A 21,477-nucleotide genomic window follows, 5' to 3' on the forward strand; every position below is an offset into this window, starting at 1 on the left:
CTTTCTCTCGCTAGTAGGTATTGGTCTTTTCGAGCAGGGCCGGGTCCAGCGGCAGGCTGGCCAGCAGGCCCGCGATGCGCGCGGCGGCCTGCCCGTCCCCGTAGGGATTGTCCCATGCGCCCCGGCCCAGGGCCCGCACGCGGGCCAGGCCTTCGGCCAGCGCGGCGGGCTGCGCCGCGGCGTCGACCACGTTGGGCGCGCGCTCGCGCAGGCGCTGGCGGTCGCCCACGTTCAGCACCGGCGTGCCGAAGGTGGCGGCCTCGATGATGCCGGCCGAGGAATTGCCCGCCAGCAGCTCGCAGTGGGCCATGGCGGCCACGAACAGCGGACGCGGCAGGTGGGTGACGCGGCGCGAGCCGGCCGGCAGCGTGGCGGCGTCCAGGGCCGCGAGCACGCCCAGCGCGCCGGCGTCGGCATTGGGCTCCAGCCAGACCAGGGGCAGCCCGGTCGCGGCAAGCGCGCCGGCCAGGGCCGCGGCCTGGCGCTGGGCATCGGCCGCCTGCTGCACCACGGGGTGGAAGGCGACCAGGATGAAGCGGGCATCGGCCGCCAGGCCCAGCGCCTGCAGGCAGTCGGCGCGCGGCATGGCGCCGAGCTCGCGCAGGCCGTCCAGCCCCGGCGCGCCGGTGACGTGGATCCGGGCCGGGTCCTCGCCCATGGCGATCAGGCGTTCGCGCGAGCCGGGGGTGGCGACGAAGTGGTGCGTGGCGAGCTTGCTGATCGCGTGGCGCACCGGCTCGTCCACCGTGCCGGAGCGCTCGCCGCCGTGCAGGTGCACGCAGGGGATGCCCAGGTGCAGGGCGGCGATGGCGCCGGCCAGCATCTCGCCGCGGTCGCCCAGGAGCAGCAGCAGGTCGGGCTTCAGGCGGGCCAGGTGTCCGGTCACGCCCTTGAGGCAGTCGGCAATGCCCAGGGACATGCTCTCGCCGGTGCGGGTGCGCATGTCCAGCGGGATCTCGCCGGCGATGGCGAAGCCGGCGGCGCGGATCTCGTCGACGGTGCGGCCATGCTCGGGGCTCAGGTGCATGCCGGTGACCAGCACCTGCAGCGACAGGCCCGGCGTGGCGGCGACGCGCGCCAGCGTGGCGCGCATGAGGCCGAAGTCGGCCCGCGTGCCGGAGAGGTAGACGACGCGCCGCATCGGGGAGGTCACGCCCCGTCCCCGCGTTCGAGCTGCGCCCACTGCAGCACCGTCATCGCCGGGATGGCCTCGCGCGCGACGGCGCCGACCACCAGGCCGAGGTCGCGCGGCGCGATGCCGGTGGCGGGGCGGCGGCAGACCAGCATGTCGGCGGTGATCTGCGCGCCGGCCGGGATGTCGCGGGCCGCGGCCACGCTGCGGCGGGCGACGCGGGCCGTGTCGCGCTCGGCGGCGGTGGGCTCCTTCACCGCCACGCCGCGCATGGCGGCGACGCGGCGGATGCCGGCCACCATCTGGCCGAAGGGGCCGGGCTCCAGCGAGGCCGCATGGTCGGGGCCAGGCAGCGTGCGGTCCAGGGTGATGTGCTTCTCGATGACGGCCGCGCCCAGGGCCACGGCGGCCAGCGCGGCCTCGATGCCTTCGCTGTGGTCGGAGTAGCCGAGGGTGACGCCCAGGTCCTGCTGCATCCGCGGGATGGCGGCGAGGTTCAGGGCCTCGTCGGGCGCCGGGTAGGCCGAGGTGCAGTGGAACACCGTGACCTCGCCCAGGTCGCCGCGCACCGCGCGCACCCAGTCCAGCGCCTCGCGGATCTCGTCCATCGTGGCCATGCCGGTGGACAGCAGCAGCGGCAGGCCGGTGCGGGCGGCGTGCTCGACGAGCGCGCGGTGCGTCAGCTCGCCGGAGGACAGCTTGAGGCGGCGCACGCCCAGGCGCACCAGCAGGTCCACCGCGTCCACCGAGAACGGGGTGGAGAAGAACTCGATGCCGATGGCGTCGCAGTGGGCCTTGATGGCGCGGTGCTGGTCCTCGGACAGCTCCAGCGCCTCGAGCATGGCGTACTGGTCCTGCGCCCCGGTCTGCCTCTGCTGGTACTGGGCAGTGGGCGCGCCGGGGACCACCAGGTCCCGGGCGCGGAAGGTCTGGAACTTCACCGCGTCGGCGCCGGCGGCGCGGGCGGCGTCGCACAGGCGCAGGGCCAGGGACAGGTCGCCGTTGTGGTTGACGCCGGCCTCGGCGATGACGAAGGTGCGATCAGTCACGGGATCCTCCGGCGTGGCGCGCATGGAGCCACTGGGCGTATTCGAAATCCTCGAGGTCGTCCACGTCCACCGACTTCCAGCGCGGCATCACGTAGGGCGCGATCGGCACGCTCCACAGGCCGCGCACCGCCGCCTGGGCCAGCGCGGCGCGCTGCCAGACGTAGATCGCGCCGTTGAGGGCGTACACCGCCGGCATGTCCTGGCGGCGCGCGCCGCCCGCGCCCTTGCTCAGCGTGACCAGGCCATCGGCCTGCTGCTCGACGAGGTTGAAGTAGGGGTTGTCGCGGGCCTCGCAGACGCTGACCACCAGCGGGGCGCGGTCCTTCAGGGCCAGCGCCGCGGCGATGTCCGAGGCCTCGCGCAGCGGCGAGGTCGGCTGCAGGTCGACCACGGTGTCGATCACCTGGCCCTGGGCCTCGAGGTGGCGCACCAGGTGCTCGATGACGGGCAGCTTGCCCGCCTCGTCGGTGGCGAGTTCGGCGGGACGCCGGTAGGGGACGATCGCGCCGGCGGCGCGGGCTGCATCGGCGATGGCCTCGTCGTCGGTGGAGACGTAGACGCCGGCGATGCCCGGGCAGGCCAGGGCCTGGGTGATGGAGCGGGCAATCAGCGGCTGGCCTGCGAAGTCACGGATGTTCTTGCCGGGAAGGCCCTTGCTGCCGCCGCGGGCGCAGACCGTGGCGATGGTGACGCCGGTCACAGCGCGAGGAAGCGCCGCAGCATGCGAAGGCCCGCATCCGCGCTGCGCTCGGGGTGGAACTGGCAACCATAGAGGTTGTCGCGGTGGATCGCGGCGCAGATGCGGCGACCGTCGTAGTCGACATCCGCCAGGCGCACGGCCTCGTCGACCGGGTGGCCGGAGAAGGAGTGCACGAAGTACACGCGCTCGCCAGGCGTGGCGTCGGCCAGGATGGTGCCCTGCCACTCGCCCGCGGCCTGCAGCGGCCGCCAGCCGATGTGGGGCACGCGGTGCGGCGCGCCGTCGGCGCCGGTGGCCGGCACGGCCAGCACGCGGCCCGCCACCAGGCCGAGGCCGGCATGCTCGCCCATCTCCTCGCTGGCGTCGAACATCATCTGCATGCCGACGCAGATGCCCAGGAAGGGCCGGCCGGTCTGGGCGAAGCGACTGACGAGATCGTCGAAGCCGCGGGCCTTCAGCTCGCGCATGCCGTCGCCGAAGGCGCCGACGCCGGGGAGGATCAGGCGCTCGGCGTTCGCATCGTCGGCGCTCGCCTTGTCGATCACCTTCACCGCGGCGCCGCAATGCTCGAGGGCGCGAACCGTGTTCAGCAGGTTGCCGATGCCATAGTCGATCAGCGTGACGGGCGTACTCATTCCGGCGTTCCTTCGCGCACGTCCAGCCCCGCGGCGCGCGCGTGCTGCTTGATCTCGGCCAGGGTCATGCGCGTCCAGTGCAGGGCGTCGGCCACCGCGATGCCGGAGACGCCGGTGGGCGCGATGGCCGCCATGTCCGCGGCCTGGCCGAAGCCGCCGCTGGCGGTCACCGGCACGTTCACCGCGTCGCAGACCTGCTGCACCAGCGGGATGTCGAAGCCCTTGCGCGTGCCTTCCTGGTCCACCGAGGTGAGCAGGATCTCGCCGGCGCCGCGGTCCACGGCCTCCTTGACCCACTGCACCACGTCCTTGCCGGTGCGCTCGCGGCCGTTGTCGGTGTAGGCCTCCCAGCGGCCCTCGCCCTGGCGCTTGGCTTCGACGCCCAGCACCATGCACTGCGCGCCGTAGCGGTTGGCGACCTCGGTGATCAGCCCGGGGCGGGCAATGGCGGCGGTGTTGATCGCCACCTTGTCGGCGCCCGAATGCATCAGGGTGCTCACGTTGTCCAGCGAGCGGATGCCGCCGCCGACCGTGATGGGCACGTAGACCTGGTTGGCCGCGCGCTTGATGATGTCGGTGAGGTTGTTGCGCTGGTAGAGGCTGGCGACGATGTCGATGAACAGGAGTTCGTCGGCGCCCTCGCGGTAGTAGCGCAGGGCGTGCTCGTGCGGGTCGCCGACCACGCGCAGGCCTTCGAGGTGGATCCCCTTGATCAGGTTCGGACCCTTGATGTCCAGCCTCGCGATGATCCGGGCGTGCCGCATGCCGTGCGCGCCCTTCAGCCTTGCTGCCAGACGGTGGAACGCAGCTTCCACTCGCCGCCTTCGCGCGTCCACAGGTGGGGCGAGCGGAAGGTGTCGGCCAGGCGCATGAAGTAGTCGCGGTCCATGATCGGCTGCTCGAACATCTTGGTGGCCTGCGGGAATTCCTTGGCCGGGATGCTCAGGTACTGGAAGATTTCCTCGGCGAAGCGCTCGGGGAATTCGCCGTCGTAGCGGCGCACCAGGGCCACGCCCTCGTCACGGGTGATGTCGCCGGAGCGGATCTCCTGCGCCGCGTCATACGTGGCCCGGCCGATGCCGAACTTGGTGAACGTGGTGTAGTAGTGGAAGTCGTCGATGCGGTCGTCGATGCTGTTGTACTTGCTGTACGTGCCCGGCGTGCGCTCCGGCGAGGCCTCGAAGCCGCCGTGTTCCACCGCGTAGTAGTAGCAGCTTTGCGGGTGCCACTTCAGGTAGTAGCCCAGGTAGTGCACCTCGACGTTCTTGCGCTCGATCTCGGCGGGGTTGGCCGGCAGGTAGGGCAGCAGGTCCTGCTCCTCGAGGCCGTAGTCCTCGTACAGGCTCTTGACCGAGGTGCCGCCCAGGAAGATCTTGGACTTGTCGTTGGCGGTGAAGTACGACCAGTCACGCTTGGCGCTGGTGGTGTCGCCGATCGGGTTGCCGTACTCGGCCTCGTTCTCGCCGTAGATGACAAAGGGGATGTCGTGCAGCAGCGCCATCTTGGGCGCCAGCGACTTCTGGCCGAAGATGAAGGGCTGGAACGGGTGGAACAGGTTCTCCACCGCCAGGCGCGTGAGCAGGCGGTGCACCCGGCCGTTGGGCGTGGTCAGCTCGTTGTCGAAGCCGGCGTGCAGCCAGGACTGGAAGTTCTTCCAGCCCCAGGGCGTGTAGATGTGGGGCGCCCAGGTCACCGTCAGCGGGTGCATGCCGAAGCGGGTCTTGAGGACGTGCGAGGCGTAGAAGCTGTCCTTGCCGCCCGAGCCGGGGACCAGGCAGTCGTAGCCGCTCTTGCTGCGGAACTTGTCGCACAGCGCGGCGAGCTGGTCCTCGCGCTCCTTCCAGTTGATGGTGCCCTGCTTCTGCTCGGCGAAGCGGCAGGCATCGCAGATGCCTTCTTCGTCGAAGTTGATGGTGGCCTTCTTGCTCGCCTTGGTGTGCTCGTATTCCACCGCCGAGTTCGGGCGCTGGTTGGAGATCACGCAGCGCTTGCAGAAATGCACGTACCGGGGCAGGCCGTACTTGATGTCCGCATCGTCTTCGGACTTGTCGAACGCGGCGAGGTCGACCTTCGCGGGTTGGGGAATGAGCGACATGGGAGGAGGAAAAGAAAGGGGGCGCCCGCGGCTGGGGCGCAACCCCGGGATTATAGAAATTCGGCCACGACCCCGGCCACGCGCCGGGTGGCGCAGGCGTCGCCGGCCGCGGCCTCGCGCCGGCCCAGGCGGGTGCAGCGGTCCACGGCCTGGACGAGGCCCTCCACCGGCGCCACCTGGTCGGCGATGCCGAAGCGGCCCAGGGGCATGGCCTCGTCGAAGACCGAGCCGCTCACCTGCACCAGCCGGGCGCCGGCCAGGTGGCCTTCCAGGCCGACGGTGGACGTGAGCGTGACCACCGCGTCCACCGCATGCAGCAGGGGCGCCAGCGGCCAGTCCTGCCCGGTCAGGCGGACCTGGGGCGAGTCGGGCAGCGGCGGCGGCGCGTCGCCGGCGCGGGGGCGCACGCACAGCACGGCGTCGGGGTTCAGGGCCACCCAATCGAGCAGCGCCTCGCGGGCGCGATCGGGCAGCGTGGGGTCGCCAGGGCGGCCGTCGAACGGGTGCAGCGCAGGCTCGGCCTGCTCGGGCCACAGCACCACGCGGCGGCCCTCCCAGCCCTGGGCGCGGCGAAGCTCGGCGCCGGCCTGGACCTGGGCCGCATCGTTCAGGCGGTCGAAGGCGGGGTTGCCGGTGACGCGGATCTCCTCGGGCCGGCGGCCGGCGGCCACCAGGAAGCGGCGCACTTCCTCATTGAGCACGCAGACGGCGTCGGCATACCCGGGCTGGCCGATCCAGCGCACCTCGTCGACGGCGAACAGGTCCACCAGGCACACCGAGGGGATGCCCAGGGTGCCGGCGGCGGCGATGGCGGCGCGCTCGGCGCGGGGCGAGTTGGTGGCGAAGACCACGTCGGGCCGGACCTCGCCGACGATGCGTTCCAGCAGCTTCAGGGGCAGGAAGGCCTGGCGGCCGTCGCGGGCGTAGCGGCGGGCGGCTTCCTCGGCGCCGACCGCGTCCTCGAGCTCGGCATACGACAGGCCCAGGTAGGCGGCGGTCTCGTCGGGGTCGGCCACCTGACCCATCGCAGCGCACAGGCGCCGGCCGTGTTCCAGGGCGCGCTCGTCGCCGGGGCGCACGAAATCCTTCACCTGCAGCAGAGGCAGGCCCGCCTCGCGGATCACGCCGGCGGCGGTGGTCAGGCCCAGCACCTGGACCTCGGCCAGGCCCTGGTCACGCAGGGCGCGCGCCACCGGCACGACCATCTTCACGTGGCCGCTGCCGTAGCAGGCGAACAGCACCTTCTTCATGCCGCTCAGGCCCCCGCCTGGTCGGCCCACAGCGCCAGGGCCACCACGGCGCGCAGCTCGCGGGTGAAGTTGGCGGCGCCGTCGCGGTGCCGCTCCAGCATCGAGGCCACGGCCTCGGGGCGGAACAGGCGCGCCACCAGGTCGCTGCCCGCCAGCGTGCGCTGCAGCCAGTCGTAGCTTTCCTTGCGGAACCACTCGCCCACCGGCACGGTGAACATCTGCTTCTTGCGGTAGGCCAGGTCCTGGCCAATGAGCGGGGTGACGGCCTTCTTGTACCAGTGCTTCTTGTCGCCCTCGGCAGAGAGCTTGGTGCGGCCGCGGGAGCGGAAGGCCAGCTCCATCATCCGCCAGTCCAGGAACGGGGTGCGCGCCTCGATGGAGACGGCCATGCCCATGCGGTCCGGCTTGACCAGGTTGTTGCCCGAGAGCAGCAGCTGCATGTCCAGGTACAGGGCCTGGTTGATGCGGTCGAAGTGGGCGGCCTCGTCGAACCAGGGGCGGGCCGCGGCCTCCAGGCTGTCGATGCCGGCCAGCTGCGCGGCCACCTCGGGGCGGTACAGCGCGGCGCGGGCCTGCGGCGTGAACAGCGAGATGGAGTCGAAATAGCGCTGGCGGAAGCTGGCGTCGTCCAGGGCGTCGACGCCGGGCTGGGCGAAGAAGGCCTCGTACTTCTCGTAGCCGGCGAAGAGCTCGTCGCCGCCGTCGCCGGTGAGGACCACCTTCACGTGCTTCGCGGCCAGCTCGCTCACGCGCAGCGTGGGCATGAAGGAGGCGTCGCCATGCGGCTGGTCCAGGTGGTGCAGCACCAGGGGCCAGCGATCGAGCATGTTCAGCTCGGCGATCTCCATGGTGTGGTCGCAGCCGAAGCGCCTGGCGGCATCGGCGGCGAAGGGCGACTCGTCGAAGCGCGGGTCGGCGAAGCCGATGCAGAAGGTCTTGACCGGCTGCTGCACATGGCGCGCCATCAGGGCCACGATGGTGCTGGAGTCCACGCCGCCGGAGAGGAAGGCGCCCCAGGGCACGTCGGCGCGCAGGCGGATGCGGGTGGCGTCGTCGAGGATGGAGAGGAACTCCTCGGACCAGGCGCCGAAATCGTGGTCCTGCTCGCGCTGGTCGGCGAGGTTCCACCAGCGCTGCGCCTGCACGCCGGCGCGGGTGAACTTCATCCAGGTGCCCGGCATCACGTGCTTCACGCCCTGCCAGATGGTCCAGGGCGCGGGGATGTAGTTGAAGGCCAGGTAGTGGTGCACCGCCTCCAGGTCGACCTGGGGCCGGGCCATCGCCGGCAGCAGGGCCTTGATCTCGGAGCCGAAGGCCACGCGCGCGCCGTCGTCGTGCAGGTACAGCGGCTTGACGCCGATGCGGTCGCGCGCGAGGTACATGGCATCCTCGCGCGCGTCGTCGATGGCGATGGCGAACATGCCGTTCAGGCGCTTCAGGCAGGCGATGCCCTCGCGCTCGTACAGCCGCAGGATCACCTCGGTGTCGGAGTGCGTGTCCAGGCGCACGCCCTGGGCGCGCAGTTCGGCGGCCAGCTCGACGTGGTTGAAGATCTCGCCGTTCTGGACGACGGCGATGCGGCCGTCATCCGAGACGAAGGGCTGGTGGCCGCCGGCCAGGTCGATGATGGACAGGCGCCGGTTGCCCACCGCCACGCCGCGCTGCGGCTGGTGCCACACGCCCTCGTCGTCCGGGCCGCGGTGCACGATGCTGCGGGCCATGGCGGTCAGCGTGGCCGCGTCCAGCGCCTGCGAGCGGCGGTCCCAGTAGCCGAAGATGCCGCACATATCAGTTGCTCCCCTTGCCCGTCAGGCGGCCCGCTGTCCACAGCATGATCTTGAGGTCCATCAGGACCGAGTGCTCGCGCACGTACTGCAGGTCCAGCGCCAGGCGCTGGGCCTCGGTGGCCTCCGAGCGCAGCAGGGCCTGGGCCAGGCCGGTCACGCCGGGACGCACGCTGCAGCGGGCGGCCCAGTCGGCCTCGGTGTAGAGGGCGCGCTGCGCGGGCACGTCGGGCCGCGGGCCGACCAGGCTCATGTCGCCGGCCAGCACATTCAGCAGCTGCGGCAGCTCGTCGAGGCTGGTGCGTCGGATGAAGCGGCCGGTGCGCGTGATGCGCGGGTCGTTGGCGCTGGTGTGGTACGGGCCGATGGCGGCCGCGTTCTTCACCATGCTGCGGAACTTGTACATGCCGAACTCACGCCCGCCCCGGCCCACGCGGACCTGGCGGAACAGGATGGGACGGCCGTCCTCCAGCCATACCGCGATCGCAGTGCCCACGAGCAGGGGCGAGAGGGCCACGAGCGCCGCCAGCGACAGCGCGATGTCCAGCAGCCGCTTCATCGCGCGGCGGCCGCGATGCCGGCGGCGATCTCGCGGATGCGGGCCGCGGTGGCCTGGGCGTCGGCCGCGATCTGGGCGGCGCCGCGGGCGGCCAGCGAGCGCTCGGCCTCGCGCAGGGCGGCAACCTCGGTCTCGAAGACGGCGTCGCTGTCCTCGCGGTGGAAGGTGCGCGAGAGGATCACGGCCTGCGACCCCAGGCGCAGGTGCTCGCCCAGTACGGCGCGCCCGGGCAGCAGGCCCTCGTCGAGGCGGGCGATGCCGCCGAAGCCGAAGCGCAGGCCCTGGGCGCGGGCCAGGCCGGCGATGGTGTCGAGGTGACCCGAGGCCAGGGGCTCGAACATGAAGCGCAGGCCCATGGACAGGTGCAGGTCGTTCAGGCCCACATAGACCTCCCACAGGCCGGGCGTGGCGATCCACTCCGGGGCCGAGGCCAGCGCGCCGGCGGTCTCCACCAGCGGCACGACCGGGCGGCGGCCGTCGACGATGCGGACGAACTCGCGCAGGGTGGCGGCGTCCTGGAAGATCGGGAGCATCAGCAGGTCGGCGCCCTGGGCGATGGCGCCATCGACCTCGGCCGGCGTGTCCGCGTTCAGCGGGTTGACGCGCACCATCAGGCGCGAGCGCGTCACGGCGGCGCGGATGCGGCCCACGTCCTCGAGGGTGTGGGTGCTGATGAAGGTGTTGCGCCCCGCCTGGCGTTCGGCCTTGCCGAGGCGCTCGAGGTCGACGAACAGGCGCATGCCGTCGAGGGCGTCGCAGCGGCGCGCGAGCGCGGGGTCGTTGGTGATCTGGATCAGGTCGAGCATGGCGGCGTCGGGCAACCCGCGATTATCGCCGCAGGGCCCGGCGCAGGCCGTGCTCGCCCGGCCAGGCCGCGGCCAGCACCGCGAGGGCCGCCGCCCCCGCCAGGGCGAAGCCCGCCGCCACGTGCCAGGCGGCCCAGGGTGCCAGCAGCGGCCGCAGCGCCGCCACCACGGCCAGGGCCGCCAGCGGCAGGGCCATGGCCCGCACCGGCAGGCAGGCCCGCCCTGTCCCGCCCAGGCCGGCGACCAGGGCGAGGGCGATGCCGGCGAAGACCGCATTGAGCGCCAGCATCAGCGCCGCGCCCTCGCGCGGGAGCACCGAGGCCGCTGCCAGCAGGCCGGCCAGCGCGATCGCATGGACCACCGCCGCCGGCCGCAGGCGCTGCTGCGAGGCGAGCACCGTGAGGGCCACGGCGGCCAGGGCCTGCGGCAGCAGCCCCCAGGCCGCCACCCGCCCCCACTCGGCGACCCGGGCCAGGGCCGCGGCGTCCATGCGGCCCCAGCCGAAAAGGAGCTGGGCCACCGCGTCGGCGCCCACCAGCAGGCCGGCGGCCGCGGCGCAGCCCAGGGCCCAGGCCAGGGTGAAGGCGTGGCGCACCGGGGCGCGGGAGGCCTCCTCCCGCAGGCCGCCGGCGACAGCCGCCGCGACGGCGGGGAAGGCCAGCGTGGCCACCAGCTGGATCGCCAGCATCAGGGGCAGTTCGACCAGCTTCCAGGCGTAGTTGAAGGCGGCCAGGGCGCCCTCCCCCTGCAGCGAGGCGAGGGAGCGGGCCGCGAAGGGCAGCGCCAGCGGCAGGCCGGCGCTGAGGGCGGCCCAGAGCCAGGCGCTCACCGGGAGGACGGCCGGCTCAGGCGCCGGCGCGGGCGAGACGCAGCGGCCCGCCCCGTCCGCCTGGGGCGCCGTCGCGGCGGCCCCGGCACCCCGGGAGCCAGCCCCCGCGCCCACGCGCCCGATCCGCAGCTGCTGCCACAGCAGCCGCAGCCCCATCGCCGCCATCAGCCCACCGCCCAGCCAGGCCACCGCCTGCCCGCCGGCCACCTGCCAGCCGGCCAGGCCGATGCCCGCGATCAGCGCCGCATTCACCACGAGGTTGGCGCCGTACAGGCCGACGAAATCCCGCTCATGCTGCAGGCGGGTGGCCCACAGGGCCGCCAGCAGCGCCAGCGGCAGCGCCGCCCCGCTCCAGGCCAGCCCGCCGGCGGCGGCCTGGGCCAGGGCCGGCGGAAGACCGCCGGCCAGCCACGCCACGACCTGCTCGCCGCCCAGCGCCAGCGCCAGCCCCGCGACGACCCCGCCCGCCAGCAGCACCCGCGCCACCCGCCGCTGGCTGCGCGCCACGGCGGCGGCGTCCCGCCCGGCCCAGGCCGGCACCAGCACATAGGCCAGCGCGCCGCTGGCGGCCACGCCGGTGAGCCAGTCAGGCAGGGTGAGCAGGAGGACGGCCACGTCGGCCAGGCCCGAGGTGCCGAAGGCGGCGGCCTGCGCGGTCTCACGCGCCAGCCCCAGCAGGCGGCTGGCGAGCAGGAGGGCAAGGGAGAGCGCGCCAGCCTTCAGGAACATGCCGCGGATTATCCCCGGCAGGAAAATTTAGAATCTCGGGTTTGGCCACGCCGGCCTGCTGCCCCGATTGCGACCCCACCATGTCTGACCAAGCCCCCCAAGCCGCCGCCCCCGCTGCCCCCGCAACGGACGACAACCAGCTGATCGCCGAGCGCCGCGAGAAGCTCAAGGCCCTGCGCGAAGTCCAGAAAAATGGCGGCGCGGTGGCCTTCCCCAACGACTTCAAGCCCTCGCACCACGCCCTGCCCCTGCAGGAGGCGCATGGCTTCAAGGAAGCCGAGACCCTGGAAGGCGAGACGATCATCGTCTCCATCGCCGGCCGCATGATGCTCAAGCGCGTCATGGGCAAGGCCAGCTTCGCCACGCTGCAGGACGTGTCGGGCCGCCTGCAGATCTACGTCACCCGCGACAGCGTGGGCGAGGAGGTCTATGCCGCCTTCAAGCACTGGGACCTGGGCGACATCGTGGCCTGCGAGGGCAAGCTGTTCAAGACCCGCACCGGCGAGCTGTCGGTGCATGCCTCCTCCGTGCGCCTGCTCACGAAGAGCCTGCGTCCCATGCCGGACAAGTTCCACGGCGTGGCCGACCAGGAGGTGAAGTACCGCCAGCGCTACGTGGACCTCATGACCGACGAGGACGCCCGCAAGCGCTTCGTGGCCCGCAGCCGCGCCATCACCGGCATCCGCGAGTTCATGGTGCAGCACCACTTCCTGGAAGTGGAGACGCCCATGCTGCACCCCATTCCCGGCGGCGCGAACGCGCGCCCCTTCATCACGCACCACAACGCGCTGGAGCAGGAGATGTTCCTGCGCATCGCGCCCGAGCTCTATCTGAAGCGCCTGATCGTGGGCGGCTTCGAGCGGGTGTTCGAGATCAACCGCAACTTCCGCAACGAAGGCATCTCGGTCCGCCACAACCCCGAGTTCACGATGATGGAGTTCTACGCGGCGTACTGGAACTACCGCGACCTGATGGACTTCACCGAGGCCCTCATTCGCGACGCCGCGATGAAGGCCGCCGGCACGCTGCAGCTCACGTACGCCGGCAAGCCGGTGGACCTGGCCGAGCCCTTCCAGCGCCTCACGATCCGTGAAGCCATCGCCAAGTACACCGAGGCCGGCGCCGGCGCGGACGACCGCGAGTGGCTGATCCCGGCCCTGAAGAAGCTGGGCCTGAGCGAGGAGAAGCATCGCCTGTCGACCCGCTCGCTGGCCAGCCTGCAGGTGCTGTACTTCGAGGAGACGGTGGAAGAGAAGCTGTGGCAGCCCACCTTCATCATGGAGCACCCCACGGAGATCTCGCCGCTGGCCCGTGCCAACGACCAGCGCCCCGAGGTGACCGAGCGCTTCGAGCTGTACATCACCGGCCGCGAGTTCGGCAACGGCTTCTCCGAGCTGAATGACGCCGAGGACCAGGCCGCGCGCTTCATGGCGCAGGTGGACGCCAAGGACGCCGGCGACGACGAGGCCATGTTCTTCGACCACGACTTCGTGCGCGCGCTGGAGTACGGCATGCCCCCCACCGGCGGCTGCGGCATCGGCATCGACCGCCTGATGATGCTGCTCACGGACAGCCCCAGCATCCGCGACGTGATCCTGTTCCCGGCGCTGCGCCGCGAGGCCTGACGCACAGGTACCGAAGGGGCGGCGCGAGCCGCCCTTTTTTGCTTCTGGCGACGCCTTCTTTAATGGGACCCTTGAACTACCTGGCGGGCTACCCGCCGCAGCTGCTGGCGCAGGTGGAGCCCCTGCTGGCCGAGGGCCGCATCGGCGAGCGCCTGCTGAAGAAATACCCCGTGGCCCACGGCGTGCGCTCGGACACCGCGCTGTACGAGTACGTGACCGACCTGAAGGCCCGGTACCTGCGCAGCGCGCCGCCGCTGTCCAAGGTGCAGTGGGACAACAAGCTGCACGTGGTGCGGAATGCCCTGGGCACGCACACCACCGTCTCACGCGTGCAGGGCAGCAAGCTCAAGGCCAAGCGCGAGATCCGCATCGCCACCGTGTTCCGCGAGGCGCCGGAGGCTTTCCTGCGCATGATCGCGGTCCACGAACTGGCGCACCTGAAGGAGTCCGACCACGGCAAGGCGTTCTATGCCCTGTGCACGTGGATGGAGCCCGACTACCACCAGTTCGAATTCGACCTGCGGCTGTACCTCGCGCACCGGGAGCTGCACGGCGCGGTGGACTGGGGCTGAGCGCCCTGGCGCGACTGCCCTTTTTTTAGGCATCGCGTTGCAGCCCAATGCTGGCGCGGGTTTGCGGGGTTGTCCTGCGAGCTATCCACAGCGTGGCCCACAGGAGGCGTGGGCAACTCGGCCAGGAGGGGCGCCCGGCGCTACCGGCGCACTTGTGCGGCGTCGAGGCGGCTCGCCGTTCTCCCTGTAAGGGGCCGTAGGAACCGGCCTGCTGGCGCGGGGTACGCCGGCGCCTTTGGCATCCCGCGCAGAGGCAAGCCCATGTGGACGATCTTCAACTTCCCCGCCCTCTTCGGAGCGGTCACCCCGGACCGCAAGTCGCAGGCCGCCCTGCCCCTCCCCGCGGGCCGCGACGCCCGGGGCCAGGCCGTCCAGGACGGGCCCGGCCAGGTGACCGCCCGAGCCACGTTCCGCGCCCATTCGACGGCCAATTCATCGAGCGCCTGCGTCGAGACCCGCCCCTTGCAAGCCAGCCTCCCGCCCGCGCGCGAGTCCAAGGGCGACACACCCGACGCCCTCCCGCTGACCGGCAGCCGCAAGCGTCACCACAGCGAGGTCGCGCCCGGCTTGCCGGCGCTCTCCGAGCCGCGCTCCGTCCCCGTGGGCACGCACCGGTCGCTGGCCGACGCCCGCAGCCACGGCAAGGCCGCATCCACGCCGGCCTCCCTCAACCCTTTCAAGGAAGCCCTCGCCGCGCGCCAGCCGCAGGTGGGCCTGTGGCTTTCGATGGCCGATCCCTACCTGGCCGAGGTCAGCGCCACTGCCGGCTTCGACTGGCTGCTGGTCGATGGCGAGCATGCGCCCAACGACCTGCGCTCCACCCTCGCCACCCTGCAGGCCGTGGCGCCCCACCGCTCGCAGGCCGTGGTGCGCGTGGTCAGCGGCGACGTGCACCTGATCAAGCAGATGCTGGACATCGGCGCGCACAACCTGCTGGTGCCCATGGTGGACACCGCCGACCAGGCCCGCGCCCTGGTGCAGGCCACGCGCTACCCGCCGCGGGGCATTCGCGGCGTGGCCGGCGCGGTGGCGCGCGCCTCGCAGTGGAACCTGCAGGCCGACTACCTGCAGAAGGCCGACGACACGGTCTGCCTGCTGGTGCAGGCGGAAACGGTGAAGGCGCTCGAGAACCTGGAGGCGATCTGCTAGGTTGACGGGGTGCATGGGGCGTTCATCGGGCCGGCGGACCTGTCCGCCTCCATGGGCCACCGGGGCCGGCCCGACCACCCCGCGGTGCAGGCGGCCATCGATGGCGCGCTGCGCACCATCATCGCCGCGGGCAAGGCGGCAGGCACGCTGACCACCGACCCCGCGCAGGCGCGCCGCTACCTCGACATGGGCTGCACCTTCGTCGCCACCGGCGTGGACCTGCTGCTGTTCGCGAATGCGGCGCGCAAGCTGGCGTCGCAGTTCGTCGGCGCAGGCGCCGGGAAGACCGGCACGGGCAAGCCCACGGCCGGTGACTGAACGCGCGCCGGGCGCAGGCGCCCCTCAGGCCTGCGCCTGCCGCACGTCCACCCAGGTCCCCGAGCTCGCGCTGATACGCAGCGCCTCCAGCGTCGCCGCGATGTCCAGGCTGGCCTGGGCCGCGCGGTCGATGGCGGCCTGGTCGCCGGCGCGCACCACCCGGGCGAAAGCCTCAGCCGCGAAGCGGAAGCCGCTGCCGGTGCCCGACACCACCTCCTCGAACGGCACCGTGTTGGCCGTGCCTCGGCGCACCCGCAGGCTGCTCGGGAGGTAGCCGAAGGGATGGCCCTGGGTGGAGGGCGCGGTGTGATTGAGGTACTCGGTCTCGATCGTGCCCTGGCTGCCGGCGATGACGGCGCGGCGGTGGTTGGCCGCATCCATCGCGCAGGACAGCGAGGCCTGGCGGCCGTCGGCGAAACGAAGCAGCGCCGTCATGGCCACGTCGACGCCGGTGTCCGACCACTTCGCGTCGGCCAGCACGCGGGCCGGCGCCGCGCCCATGACCAGGCGGATCAGGCTCAGCGGATAGGAGCCGGCATCCAGCAGCGCGCCGCCGCCCGCCTCGGGCTGCCAGCGGATGTTGCCGGTGCCGGTGGGCAGCGAGAAGCCGAACGAGGCCTGCACCGTGCGGACCTCGCCGATCGCGCCGCCCCGGAGCAGGGCCAGCATGTCGCCGGTCTGCGGCTGAAAGTAGTAGGGGTAGGCCTCCAGCAGCATCACGCCATGGCGGCGCGCGGCGTCGAACATGCCGCGGGCGTCGTCCAGGCCCAGCGTCAGCGGCTTCTCGCACAGCACGTGCTTGCCGGCCTCGGCGGCGCGGATCGCCCAGGCCGCATGCAGGTGGTTCGGCAGCGGGATGTAGACCGCGTCGACCCCGGCATCGGCCAGCAGGCCCTCGTAGCTGCCGTGCGCGCGCTCGACGCCGAACTGCGTGGCGAAGCCTTGCGCCTTCTCCAGCTGCCGGCTGGCCACGGCGACGATGCGCACCGCGGGACTGTCGGCGACGTCACGGGCGAACTGCTTGGCGATGTTGGCGCAGCCGAGGATGCCCAGGCGCAGGGGGGAGGTGGTGGTCATGGTCGATGTCTGTCGCAGGGTTGCAGGGCCCGGGCGCCTCTCAGGGCAGCAGGTCCAGCGCCCGCATGTAGCGCGGCTCCGCCATCAGCGCGTCCCACGAGTGCGCGGGGCGCTGCGGCAGCAGGTCGAGGCGGCGCAGCTCGCTGGCCTCGCTGGGGCGCCACTTGGCCTGGCGGCGGGCCTTGTCCAGGCCCGCGATGAGTTCGTCGATCGCCGCCCCGCCCTCGGTCTCCACCGACTGGTTGCAAAGCAGGACCATGTCGCAGCCCGCGTTCAGGGCCACGGTGGCGGCCTCGGTGTACGAGACCTCGCGGCCGTCGATCAGGCGCGCGCCGGCCATGCTCAGGTCGTCGCTGAAGACCGCGCCCTGGAAGCCGAGCTTGCCGCGCAGGATCTCGTTCAGCCAGCGGCTGGAGAAGCCGGCGGGCTTCGAGTCCACCTTCGGGTAGATCACGTGCGCCGGCATCACGCTGGTCAGCGTGGCGCTAAGCCACTCGTAGGGCGCGGCGTCGTCAGCCAGGATCGCCTTGAGCGAGCGCTTGTCAACCGGGATCTCGGTGTGCGAGTCGGCCTTGACGAAGCCGTGGCCGGGGAAGTGCTTGCCGCAGTTGGCCATGCCGGCCTGCAGCAGGCCGTGCATCACCGCCTTGGCCAGCACCGTGGCCACGCGCGGGTCGCGGTCGAAGGCGCGGTCGCCGATGACGCCGCTCTCGCCGTGATCGAGGTCCAGCACCGGCGTGAAGCTGAAGTCCACGCCGCAGGCGCGCAGCTCCGAGGCCAGCACGTAGCCGCAGGCAGTGGCGGCATCCTGGGCCTGCATGGCGCTCTTGCCGGTGCCGCCGTCCTTCATCCACAGCTCGCCCAGCGCGCGCATGGGGGGCAGGCGGGTGAAGCCGTCGGTGCGGAAACGCTGCACGCGGCCGCCTTCGTGGTCCACGCAAATCAGCAGGTCCTCGCGCACCGCCTTGATCTCGGCGCACAGGGCCGAGAGCTGCTCGCGGTCCTGCCAGTTGCGGCCGAACAGGATGATGCCGCCCACCAGCGGGTGGGCCAGGCGGGCGCGGTCGGTGTCGGTCAGCGCGAGGCCGGCGACGTCGATGATCAGGGGCGCGTGTTCAGTCATTCAGGGGTTCTCTTTCTTCTCGACGACGACGAAGCTCGCCGCGTAGTCGGTTTCATCGGTCACGCTCACATGGGCGGTGAGGCCCTGGGCCTCGAACCAGTCCTTCAGCCCGCCGTGCAGCACGATCACCGGCTGCCCGCTGGGCAGCTTGGCCACCTCGCACAGGCGCCAGGTCATGGGCATGCGCATGCCCAGGCCCACCGCCTTGGAGAAGGCCTCCTTGGCCGAGAAGCGCGTGGCCAGGTAGCGGATGCCGCGCTCGGGCCAGCGCGCGCTGCGCGCCTTCCAGGTGGCCAGCTCGCCGTCGGACAGCACCTTCTGCGCGAAGCGCTCGCCATGGCGCTCCAGCGAGGCGCGGATGCGCCGCACGTCGCAGACGTCGGTGCCGATGCCGAAGATCACGCGAAGGCCCGGTCGATGGCCGCGAGGTAGCCGCGGATGGTGGCGTCGTAGCCCAGCTCGAGGGCGTCGGAGATGAGCGCGTGGCCGATCGAGACCTCCTGCACGCCGGGGACGGTGCGCAGGAAGTCGGTGAGGTTGTCACGATTGAGGTCGTGGCCGGCGTTCACGCCCAGGCCCGCGTCCAGCGCCGCCTGCGCCGCGGCGCGGAAGCCCGCCAGCACCTCGGCCTGCCGGGGCGTGCCCCAGGCCGAGGCATAGGTCTCGGTGTACAGCTCGACGCGGTCGGCGCCAGCCGCCTTGGCGGCGGCCATCATCTCCGGGCGCGGGTCCATGAACAGGCTCACGCGCACGCCCAGCGCCTTGGCCTCGGCGATGAGGGGCTTCAGGCGCTCGGCATCGGCGGGAAACTCCCAGCCATGGTCGCTGGTGAACTGGCCCTCGCTGTCCGGGACGAAGGTGGCCTGATGCGGACGCAATTCGCGCACGAAATCCATCAGGTTGTGGAAGGGGTTGCCCTCGATGTTGAACTCCACGCCAGGGCGTCGCGCCACCAGGTTCGAGAGCGCGTGGACATCGTCCGCACGGATGTGGCGGGCGTCGGGCCGCGGGTGGACGGTGATGCCGGCTGCGCCGGCGTCCAGGCACAGCGTGGCGGCGCGCTCGACGCTGGGGATGCCGAGGTGGCGGGTGTTGCGCACCAGGGCGACCTTGTTCAGGTTCACCGACAGCGCGGTCTTGGAATGGGTCATAGGGCCTGCAGGTCGATCATGAGCTGCCGGGTGCGCAGCGTGGTGACCCCGCAATGGTAGTGGAGCAGCGTGCGCAGCAACGGCTTGAGTTCGCCCAGCATGTTCGCGGCCTCGCGCAACGTGGGGCCGAAGGGCGCGGGCTGGTCCAGCGCCTGCTCCAGCGCCAGCCACTGGCCCGCCTCCAGGCTGGGCCGGCCCTCGTCGCCGCGCACGCGCACCAGGCCGCCCTCGGGCACCAGGGTGTAGCGCGCGCCCGCCTCCAGCGGCGTCTGGGTCGTGGCCTGCACGTCCAGCGCAGGCAGGTAGCCCGTCTCGCGCAGCAGCATCAGCTCGAAGGCGCGCAAGGCGGGCTGCAGCGCCTCGCCGTGCTCGCTGGCCAGCACCCGCATGGCCGCCGCGTAGGCGTCGAACAGCGGCAGGTGCGTGTCGTCACGCGCCAGCAGGCGGATCAGGAGCTCGTTCAGGTAGTACCCTGACATCAGCGCGTCGCCGGTGGGCATCACGTGGCCGCCCACCCACTCGGCCTCCTTGAGCGTGCGGATCTCGGCGTCGCCGCCGAAGGTCACGCGCAGGGGCTGCATCGGCAGCAGCACCGGGCGGAAGTTGGAGCTGGGCTTCTTCGCCCCCTTGGCCACCAGCGCGATACGCCCGTAGTGGCGGGTGAAGACCTCCAGGATCAGGCTCGATTCGCTCCAGTCGTAGCGATGGAGCACATAGGCCGGCTCATGGCTGATCCGCTTGGCAGCCACGGTCAATCAGCCCCCACGCCCGACGCTCACTCGTAGCCGAAGCTGCGCACGCGCGCCTCGTCGTCGGCCCAGCCGGCGCGCACCTTGACCCAGATTTCCAGGAAGACCTTGGCGCCCATGAGCTTCTCCAGCTCCTGGCGAGCCTCGGTGCCGATGCGCTTGAGGCGCTCGCCCTTCTCGCCGATCACCATCGCCTTGTGGCTGTCACGCTCGACGACGATGGTCGCGGCGATGCGCACCATGCGGCCATGCTTGGGGCTGGGCTCCTCGTCGAACTTGTCGATGACGACGGTCGACGTGTAGGGCAGCTCCTCGCCGGTGAAGCGGAACAGCTTCTCGCGCACCGTCTCGCTGGCCAGGAACTTCTCGCTGCGGTCGGTCAGTTCGTCCTCGGCGTACCACCAGCCCTGCTCGGGCAGGTACTTCTCGATGATGCCGAACAGGCGCTCGACGTCCTTGGGGTTCTTGGCCGACATCGGCACGAACTCGTTGAACGGGTGGCGCTCCTGCATCTCGCGCAGCCAGGGCGCCAGCTCGCCGCGGCGGTGCACCTCGTCGAGCTTGTTGGCGACCAGCAGCACCGGGATGCCCGGCTTGAGCAGGGACAGCACCTTGGCGTCGGCCAGGGTGAACTTGCCGGCCTCGACCACGAACATCACCAGGTCCACGTCGCCCACGGCGCCCATGACGGTCTTGTTCAGGGACTTGTTCAGGGCCTTCGCGTGGCGCGTCTGGAAGCCCGGCGTGTCCGCGAACACGAACTGCGTCGCGCCCCGCGTCCGGATGCCGGTGATGCGGTGGCGCGTGGTCTGGGCCTTGCGGGAGGTGATCGAGATCTTCTGGCCCACCAGCGCGTTGAGCAGGGTGGACTTGCCCACGTTCGGCTTGCCGACGATGGCCACCAGGCCGCAGCGCTGGCCCGGGATGGCGGCCGCCGCGCCCGGCACGGGCGGAATGGGCGGCAGGCCCGGCATGTCCGGGAGCTCCCCCGGCAGGTCGTCGGGCTCGGGGAGGTCGGGGGTCTGGGGTGTGTCGGGGGTATCGTTCATCGCGGGTGTCGGGTCTTGAGCGCCAGCAGCATGGCGGCGGCGGCGGCCTGTTCGGCGGCGCGGCGCGAGGCGCCGATGCCACGCTCGATGGCGGCCAGGTCGGGGATCTCGCACTCCACGTCGAAGGTCTGCTTGTGCGCGGCACCCAGCGTGCCCGCGACGCGGTAGACGGGCAGCTTCATGCGCCGCCCCTGGAGCCACTCCTGCAGCTCGGTCTTGGGGTCCTTGGCCGCGGCCTTCATCTCGGGCTTGATCTCGACGTCCTTGAACAGGCGCCGCACCAGGGCCTCGGCGGCCACGAAGCCGGCGTCGAGGTAGACCGCGCCGATCACGGCCTCGAGCGCGTCGGCCAGGATGGAGGGGCGCTTGTGGCCGCCGGAGCGGGCCTCGCCCTCCCCCAGCCGCAAGACCTCGGGCAGGCCCAGGCCGACGGCGAGCTCGTGCAGGGTCTCCTGCTTGACCAGGTTGGCACGCACGCGGGACAGGTCGCCCTCGGGCAGGTCCTGCAGACGCTCGTACAGCAGGCCCGCCACGGCGAGGTTCAGGACCGAGTCGCCCAGGAATTCCAGGCGCTCGTTGTGCTCGGAGGAAAAGCTGCGGTGGGTGACGGCCCGGGAGATCAGGCGCGGGTCGGCGAAGCGGTGGTGCAGCCGCTGCTGCAGGGCCACCAGGGCGGGAGAGGCAGGGGTCACGCGGGAGGGGTCTAGGGCTTGGCCTGCGCCCGGCCGGAATACTTCATGGTCAGGTAGGCGGGGCCCACCAGGTGCAGTTCACGCTGGTAGGCGTAGGAGACGGTCCAGCGGTCGTCGACGCGGCCGACCTCGAGGTCCTTGCCGGTGATGGAGCTGATGTCGTCGACCTGCGCGGCGCGGTCGAAGAGCGAACGGATCTCGGCCGGCGAGCCGCCGGCGGCGGCGCGCACCGCAGCACGCTGCACGGCCACCGACTCCAGCATCACGGGCACCAGCTGCACGGCCAGGATGGCGCCGCAGGCGATGATGGCCAAAAGGACCACCAGGCCGATGAAGGACAGGCCGCGTTGGCCGCGTGCTCGACGTTCGTTCATGCGCTCACCTCCTCGCGTTGCGGGGCCCGG

21 protein-coding genes and 1 pseudogene are annotated in these 21,477 nt (G+C 71.8%); 3 read left to right on the top strand and 19 right to left on the bottom strand.

What is annotated here, in order from left to right; all coding sequences use genetic code 11:
- Positions 1-10 precede the first annotated feature (10 nt).
- The 11 genes from neuC to ACT80S_RS07990 are packed head-to-tail and all read right to left on the bottom strand — an operon-like array spanning position 11 to position 11,568.
- Positions 11-1,153 (bottom strand): UDP-N-acetylglucosamine 2-epimerase, encoded by a 1,143-nt coding sequence (neuC, locus tag ACT80S_RS07940; RefSeq protein ID WP_377414797.1) that lies wholly within the window; start codon positions 1,151-1,153, stop codon positions 11-13.
- Positions 1,150-2,181, bottom strand: a complete 1,032-nt coding sequence (gene neuB, locus ACT80S_RS07945; protein WP_377414800.1) for an N-acetylneuraminate synthase — start codon at positions 2,179-2,181, stop codon at positions 1,150-1,152. The genes neuC and neuB overlap by 4 nt, the downstream gene beginning before the upstream one ends.
- Positions 2,174-2,881 carry an acylneuraminate cytidylyltransferase family protein gene (locus tag ACT80S_RS07950; protein ID WP_377414803.1) on the bottom strand — a complete coding sequence of 236 codons (708 nt, stop codon included), beginning with the start codon at positions 2,879-2,881 and terminating at the stop codon, positions 2,174-2,176. Before ACT80S_RS07950 ends, neuB begins: the two co-directional genes overlap by 8 nt.
- Positions 2,878-3,516: an imidazole glycerol phosphate synthase subunit HisH gene (gene hisH, locus ACT80S_RS07955; RefSeq protein ID WP_377414806.1), complete on the bottom strand. Its 639-nt coding sequence runs from the start codon at positions 3,514-3,516 to the stop codon at positions 2,878-2,880. Before hisH ends, ACT80S_RS07950 begins: the two co-directional genes overlap by 4 nt.
- Positions 3,513-4,280, bottom strand: a complete 768-nt coding sequence (gene hisF, locus ACT80S_RS07960; protein ID WP_377414809.1) for an imidazole glycerol phosphate synthase subunit HisF — start codon at positions 4,278-4,280, stop codon at positions 3,513-3,515. The genes hisH and hisF overlap by 4 nt, the downstream gene beginning before the upstream one ends.
- 14 nt (positions 4,281-4,294) lie before the next feature.
- Positions 4,295-5,611, bottom strand: a complete 1,317-nt coding sequence (locus ACT80S_RS07965; protein ID WP_377414812.1) for an N-acetyl sugar amidotransferase — start codon at positions 5,609-5,611, stop codon at positions 4,295-4,297.
- Positions 5,612-5,661: 50 nt separating this feature from the next.
- Positions 5,662-6,861 (bottom strand): UDP-glycosyltransferase, encoded by a 1,200-nt coding sequence (locus ACT80S_RS07970; RefSeq protein ID WP_377414815.1) that lies wholly within the window; start codon positions 6,859-6,861, stop codon positions 5,662-5,664.
- Positions 6,862-6,866: 5 nt separating this feature from the next.
- Positions 6,867-8,648, bottom strand: a complete 1,782-nt coding sequence (asnB, locus tag ACT80S_RS07975) for an asparagine synthase (glutamine-hydrolyzing) (RefSeq protein WP_377414818.1) — start codon at positions 8,646-8,648, stop codon at positions 6,867-6,869.
- Position 8,649: 1 nt separating this feature from the next.
- Positions 8,650-9,204, bottom strand: coding sequence for a sugar transferase (locus tag ACT80S_RS07980; RefSeq protein ID WP_377414821.1), 555 nt, complete (start codon positions 9,202-9,204; stop codon positions 8,650-8,652).
- Positions 9,201-10,025, bottom strand: a complete 825-nt coding sequence (locus ACT80S_RS07985; RefSeq protein WP_377414824.1) for an aldolase/citrate lyase family protein — start codon at positions 10,023-10,025, stop codon at positions 9,201-9,203. The genes ACT80S_RS07980 and ACT80S_RS07985 overlap by 4 nt, the downstream gene beginning before the upstream one ends.
- A gap of 7 nt (positions 10,026-10,032) precedes the next feature.
- Positions 10,033-11,568, bottom strand: coding sequence for a lipid II flippase MurJ (locus tag ACT80S_RS07990; RefSeq protein ID WP_377414827.1), 1,536 nt, complete (start codon positions 11,566-11,568; stop codon positions 10,033-10,035).
- Positions 11,569-11,648: 80 nt separating this feature from the next.
- Here ACT80S_RS07990 and lysS point away from each other — a divergent pair, with 80 nt between their 5' ends.
- The 3 genes and pseudogenes from lysS (at position 11,649) to ACT80S_RS08005 (ending at position 15,232) form a co-directional block, all read left to right on the top strand.
- Positions 11,649-13,193, top strand: a complete 1,545-nt coding sequence (gene lysS / locus ACT80S_RS07995) for a lysine--tRNA ligase (protein ID WP_377414829.1) — start codon at positions 11,649-11,651, stop codon at positions 13,191-13,193.
- A 62-nt stretch (positions 13,194-13,255) separates the two neighbouring features.
- Positions 13,256-13,765, top strand: a complete 510-nt coding sequence (locus tag ACT80S_RS08000) for a M48 family metallopeptidase (protein WP_377414832.1) — start codon at positions 13,256-13,258, stop codon at positions 13,763-13,765.
- A gap of 618 nt (positions 13,766-14,383) precedes the next feature.
- A pseudogene (locus ACT80S_RS08005) lies at positions 14,384-15,232 on the top strand (aldolase/citrate lyase family protein).
- Between the two features lie 24 nt (positions 15,233-15,256).
- Here ACT80S_RS08005 and ACT80S_RS08010 read toward each other — a convergent pair.
- The 8 genes from ACT80S_RS08010 to ACT80S_RS08045 form a co-directional block, all read right to left on the bottom strand.
- Entirely contained in the window at positions 15,257-16,309 is a 1,053-nt protein-coding gene (locus tag ACT80S_RS08010) for a Gfo/Idh/MocA family protein (protein ID WP_377414835.1), read from the bottom strand.
- 40 nt (positions 16,310-16,349) lie between these two features.
- Positions 16,350-17,432, bottom strand: a complete 1,083-nt coding sequence (gene nagZ / locus ACT80S_RS08015; protein ID WP_377414838.1) for a beta-N-acetylhexosaminidase — start codon at positions 17,430-17,432, stop codon at positions 16,350-16,352.
- Positions 17,433-17,834, bottom strand: coding sequence for a holo-ACP synthase (acpS, locus tag ACT80S_RS08020; RefSeq protein WP_377414841.1), 402 nt, complete (start codon positions 17,832-17,834; stop codon positions 17,433-17,435). It abuts the gene before it with no gap.
- Positions 17,831-18,583 carry a pyridoxine 5'-phosphate synthase gene (locus tag ACT80S_RS08025; RefSeq protein WP_377414844.1) on the bottom strand — a complete coding sequence of 251 codons (753 nt, stop codon included), beginning with the start codon at positions 18,581-18,583 and terminating at the stop codon, positions 17,831-17,833. Before ACT80S_RS08025 ends, acpS begins: the two co-directional genes overlap by 4 nt.
- Positions 18,580-19,332, bottom strand: coding sequence for a DNA repair protein RecO (recO, locus tag ACT80S_RS08030; protein WP_377414847.1), 753 nt, complete (start codon positions 19,330-19,332; stop codon positions 18,580-18,582). Before recO ends, ACT80S_RS08025 begins: the two co-directional genes overlap by 4 nt.
- A 26-nt stretch (positions 19,333-19,358) precedes the next feature.
- Positions 19,359-20,306, bottom strand: coding sequence for a GTPase Era (era, locus tag ACT80S_RS08035; protein WP_377415241.1), 948 nt, complete (start codon positions 20,304-20,306; stop codon positions 19,359-19,361).
- A gap of 71 nt (positions 20,307-20,377) precedes the next feature.
- Entirely contained in the window at positions 20,378-21,073 is a 696-nt protein-coding gene (gene rnc, locus ACT80S_RS08040; protein WP_377414850.1) for a ribonuclease III, read from the bottom strand.
- Positions 21,074-21,084: 11 nt separating this feature from the next.
- A complete protein-coding gene (locus tag ACT80S_RS08045) occupies positions 21,085-21,447 on the bottom strand; it encodes a DUF4845 domain-containing protein (RefSeq protein WP_377414853.1) in 363 nt (120 codons plus the stop codon).
- Positions 21,448-21,477: the final 30 nt, after the last annotated feature.

This window comes from Ramlibacter sp. MAHUQ-53 (assembly GCF_052600055.1).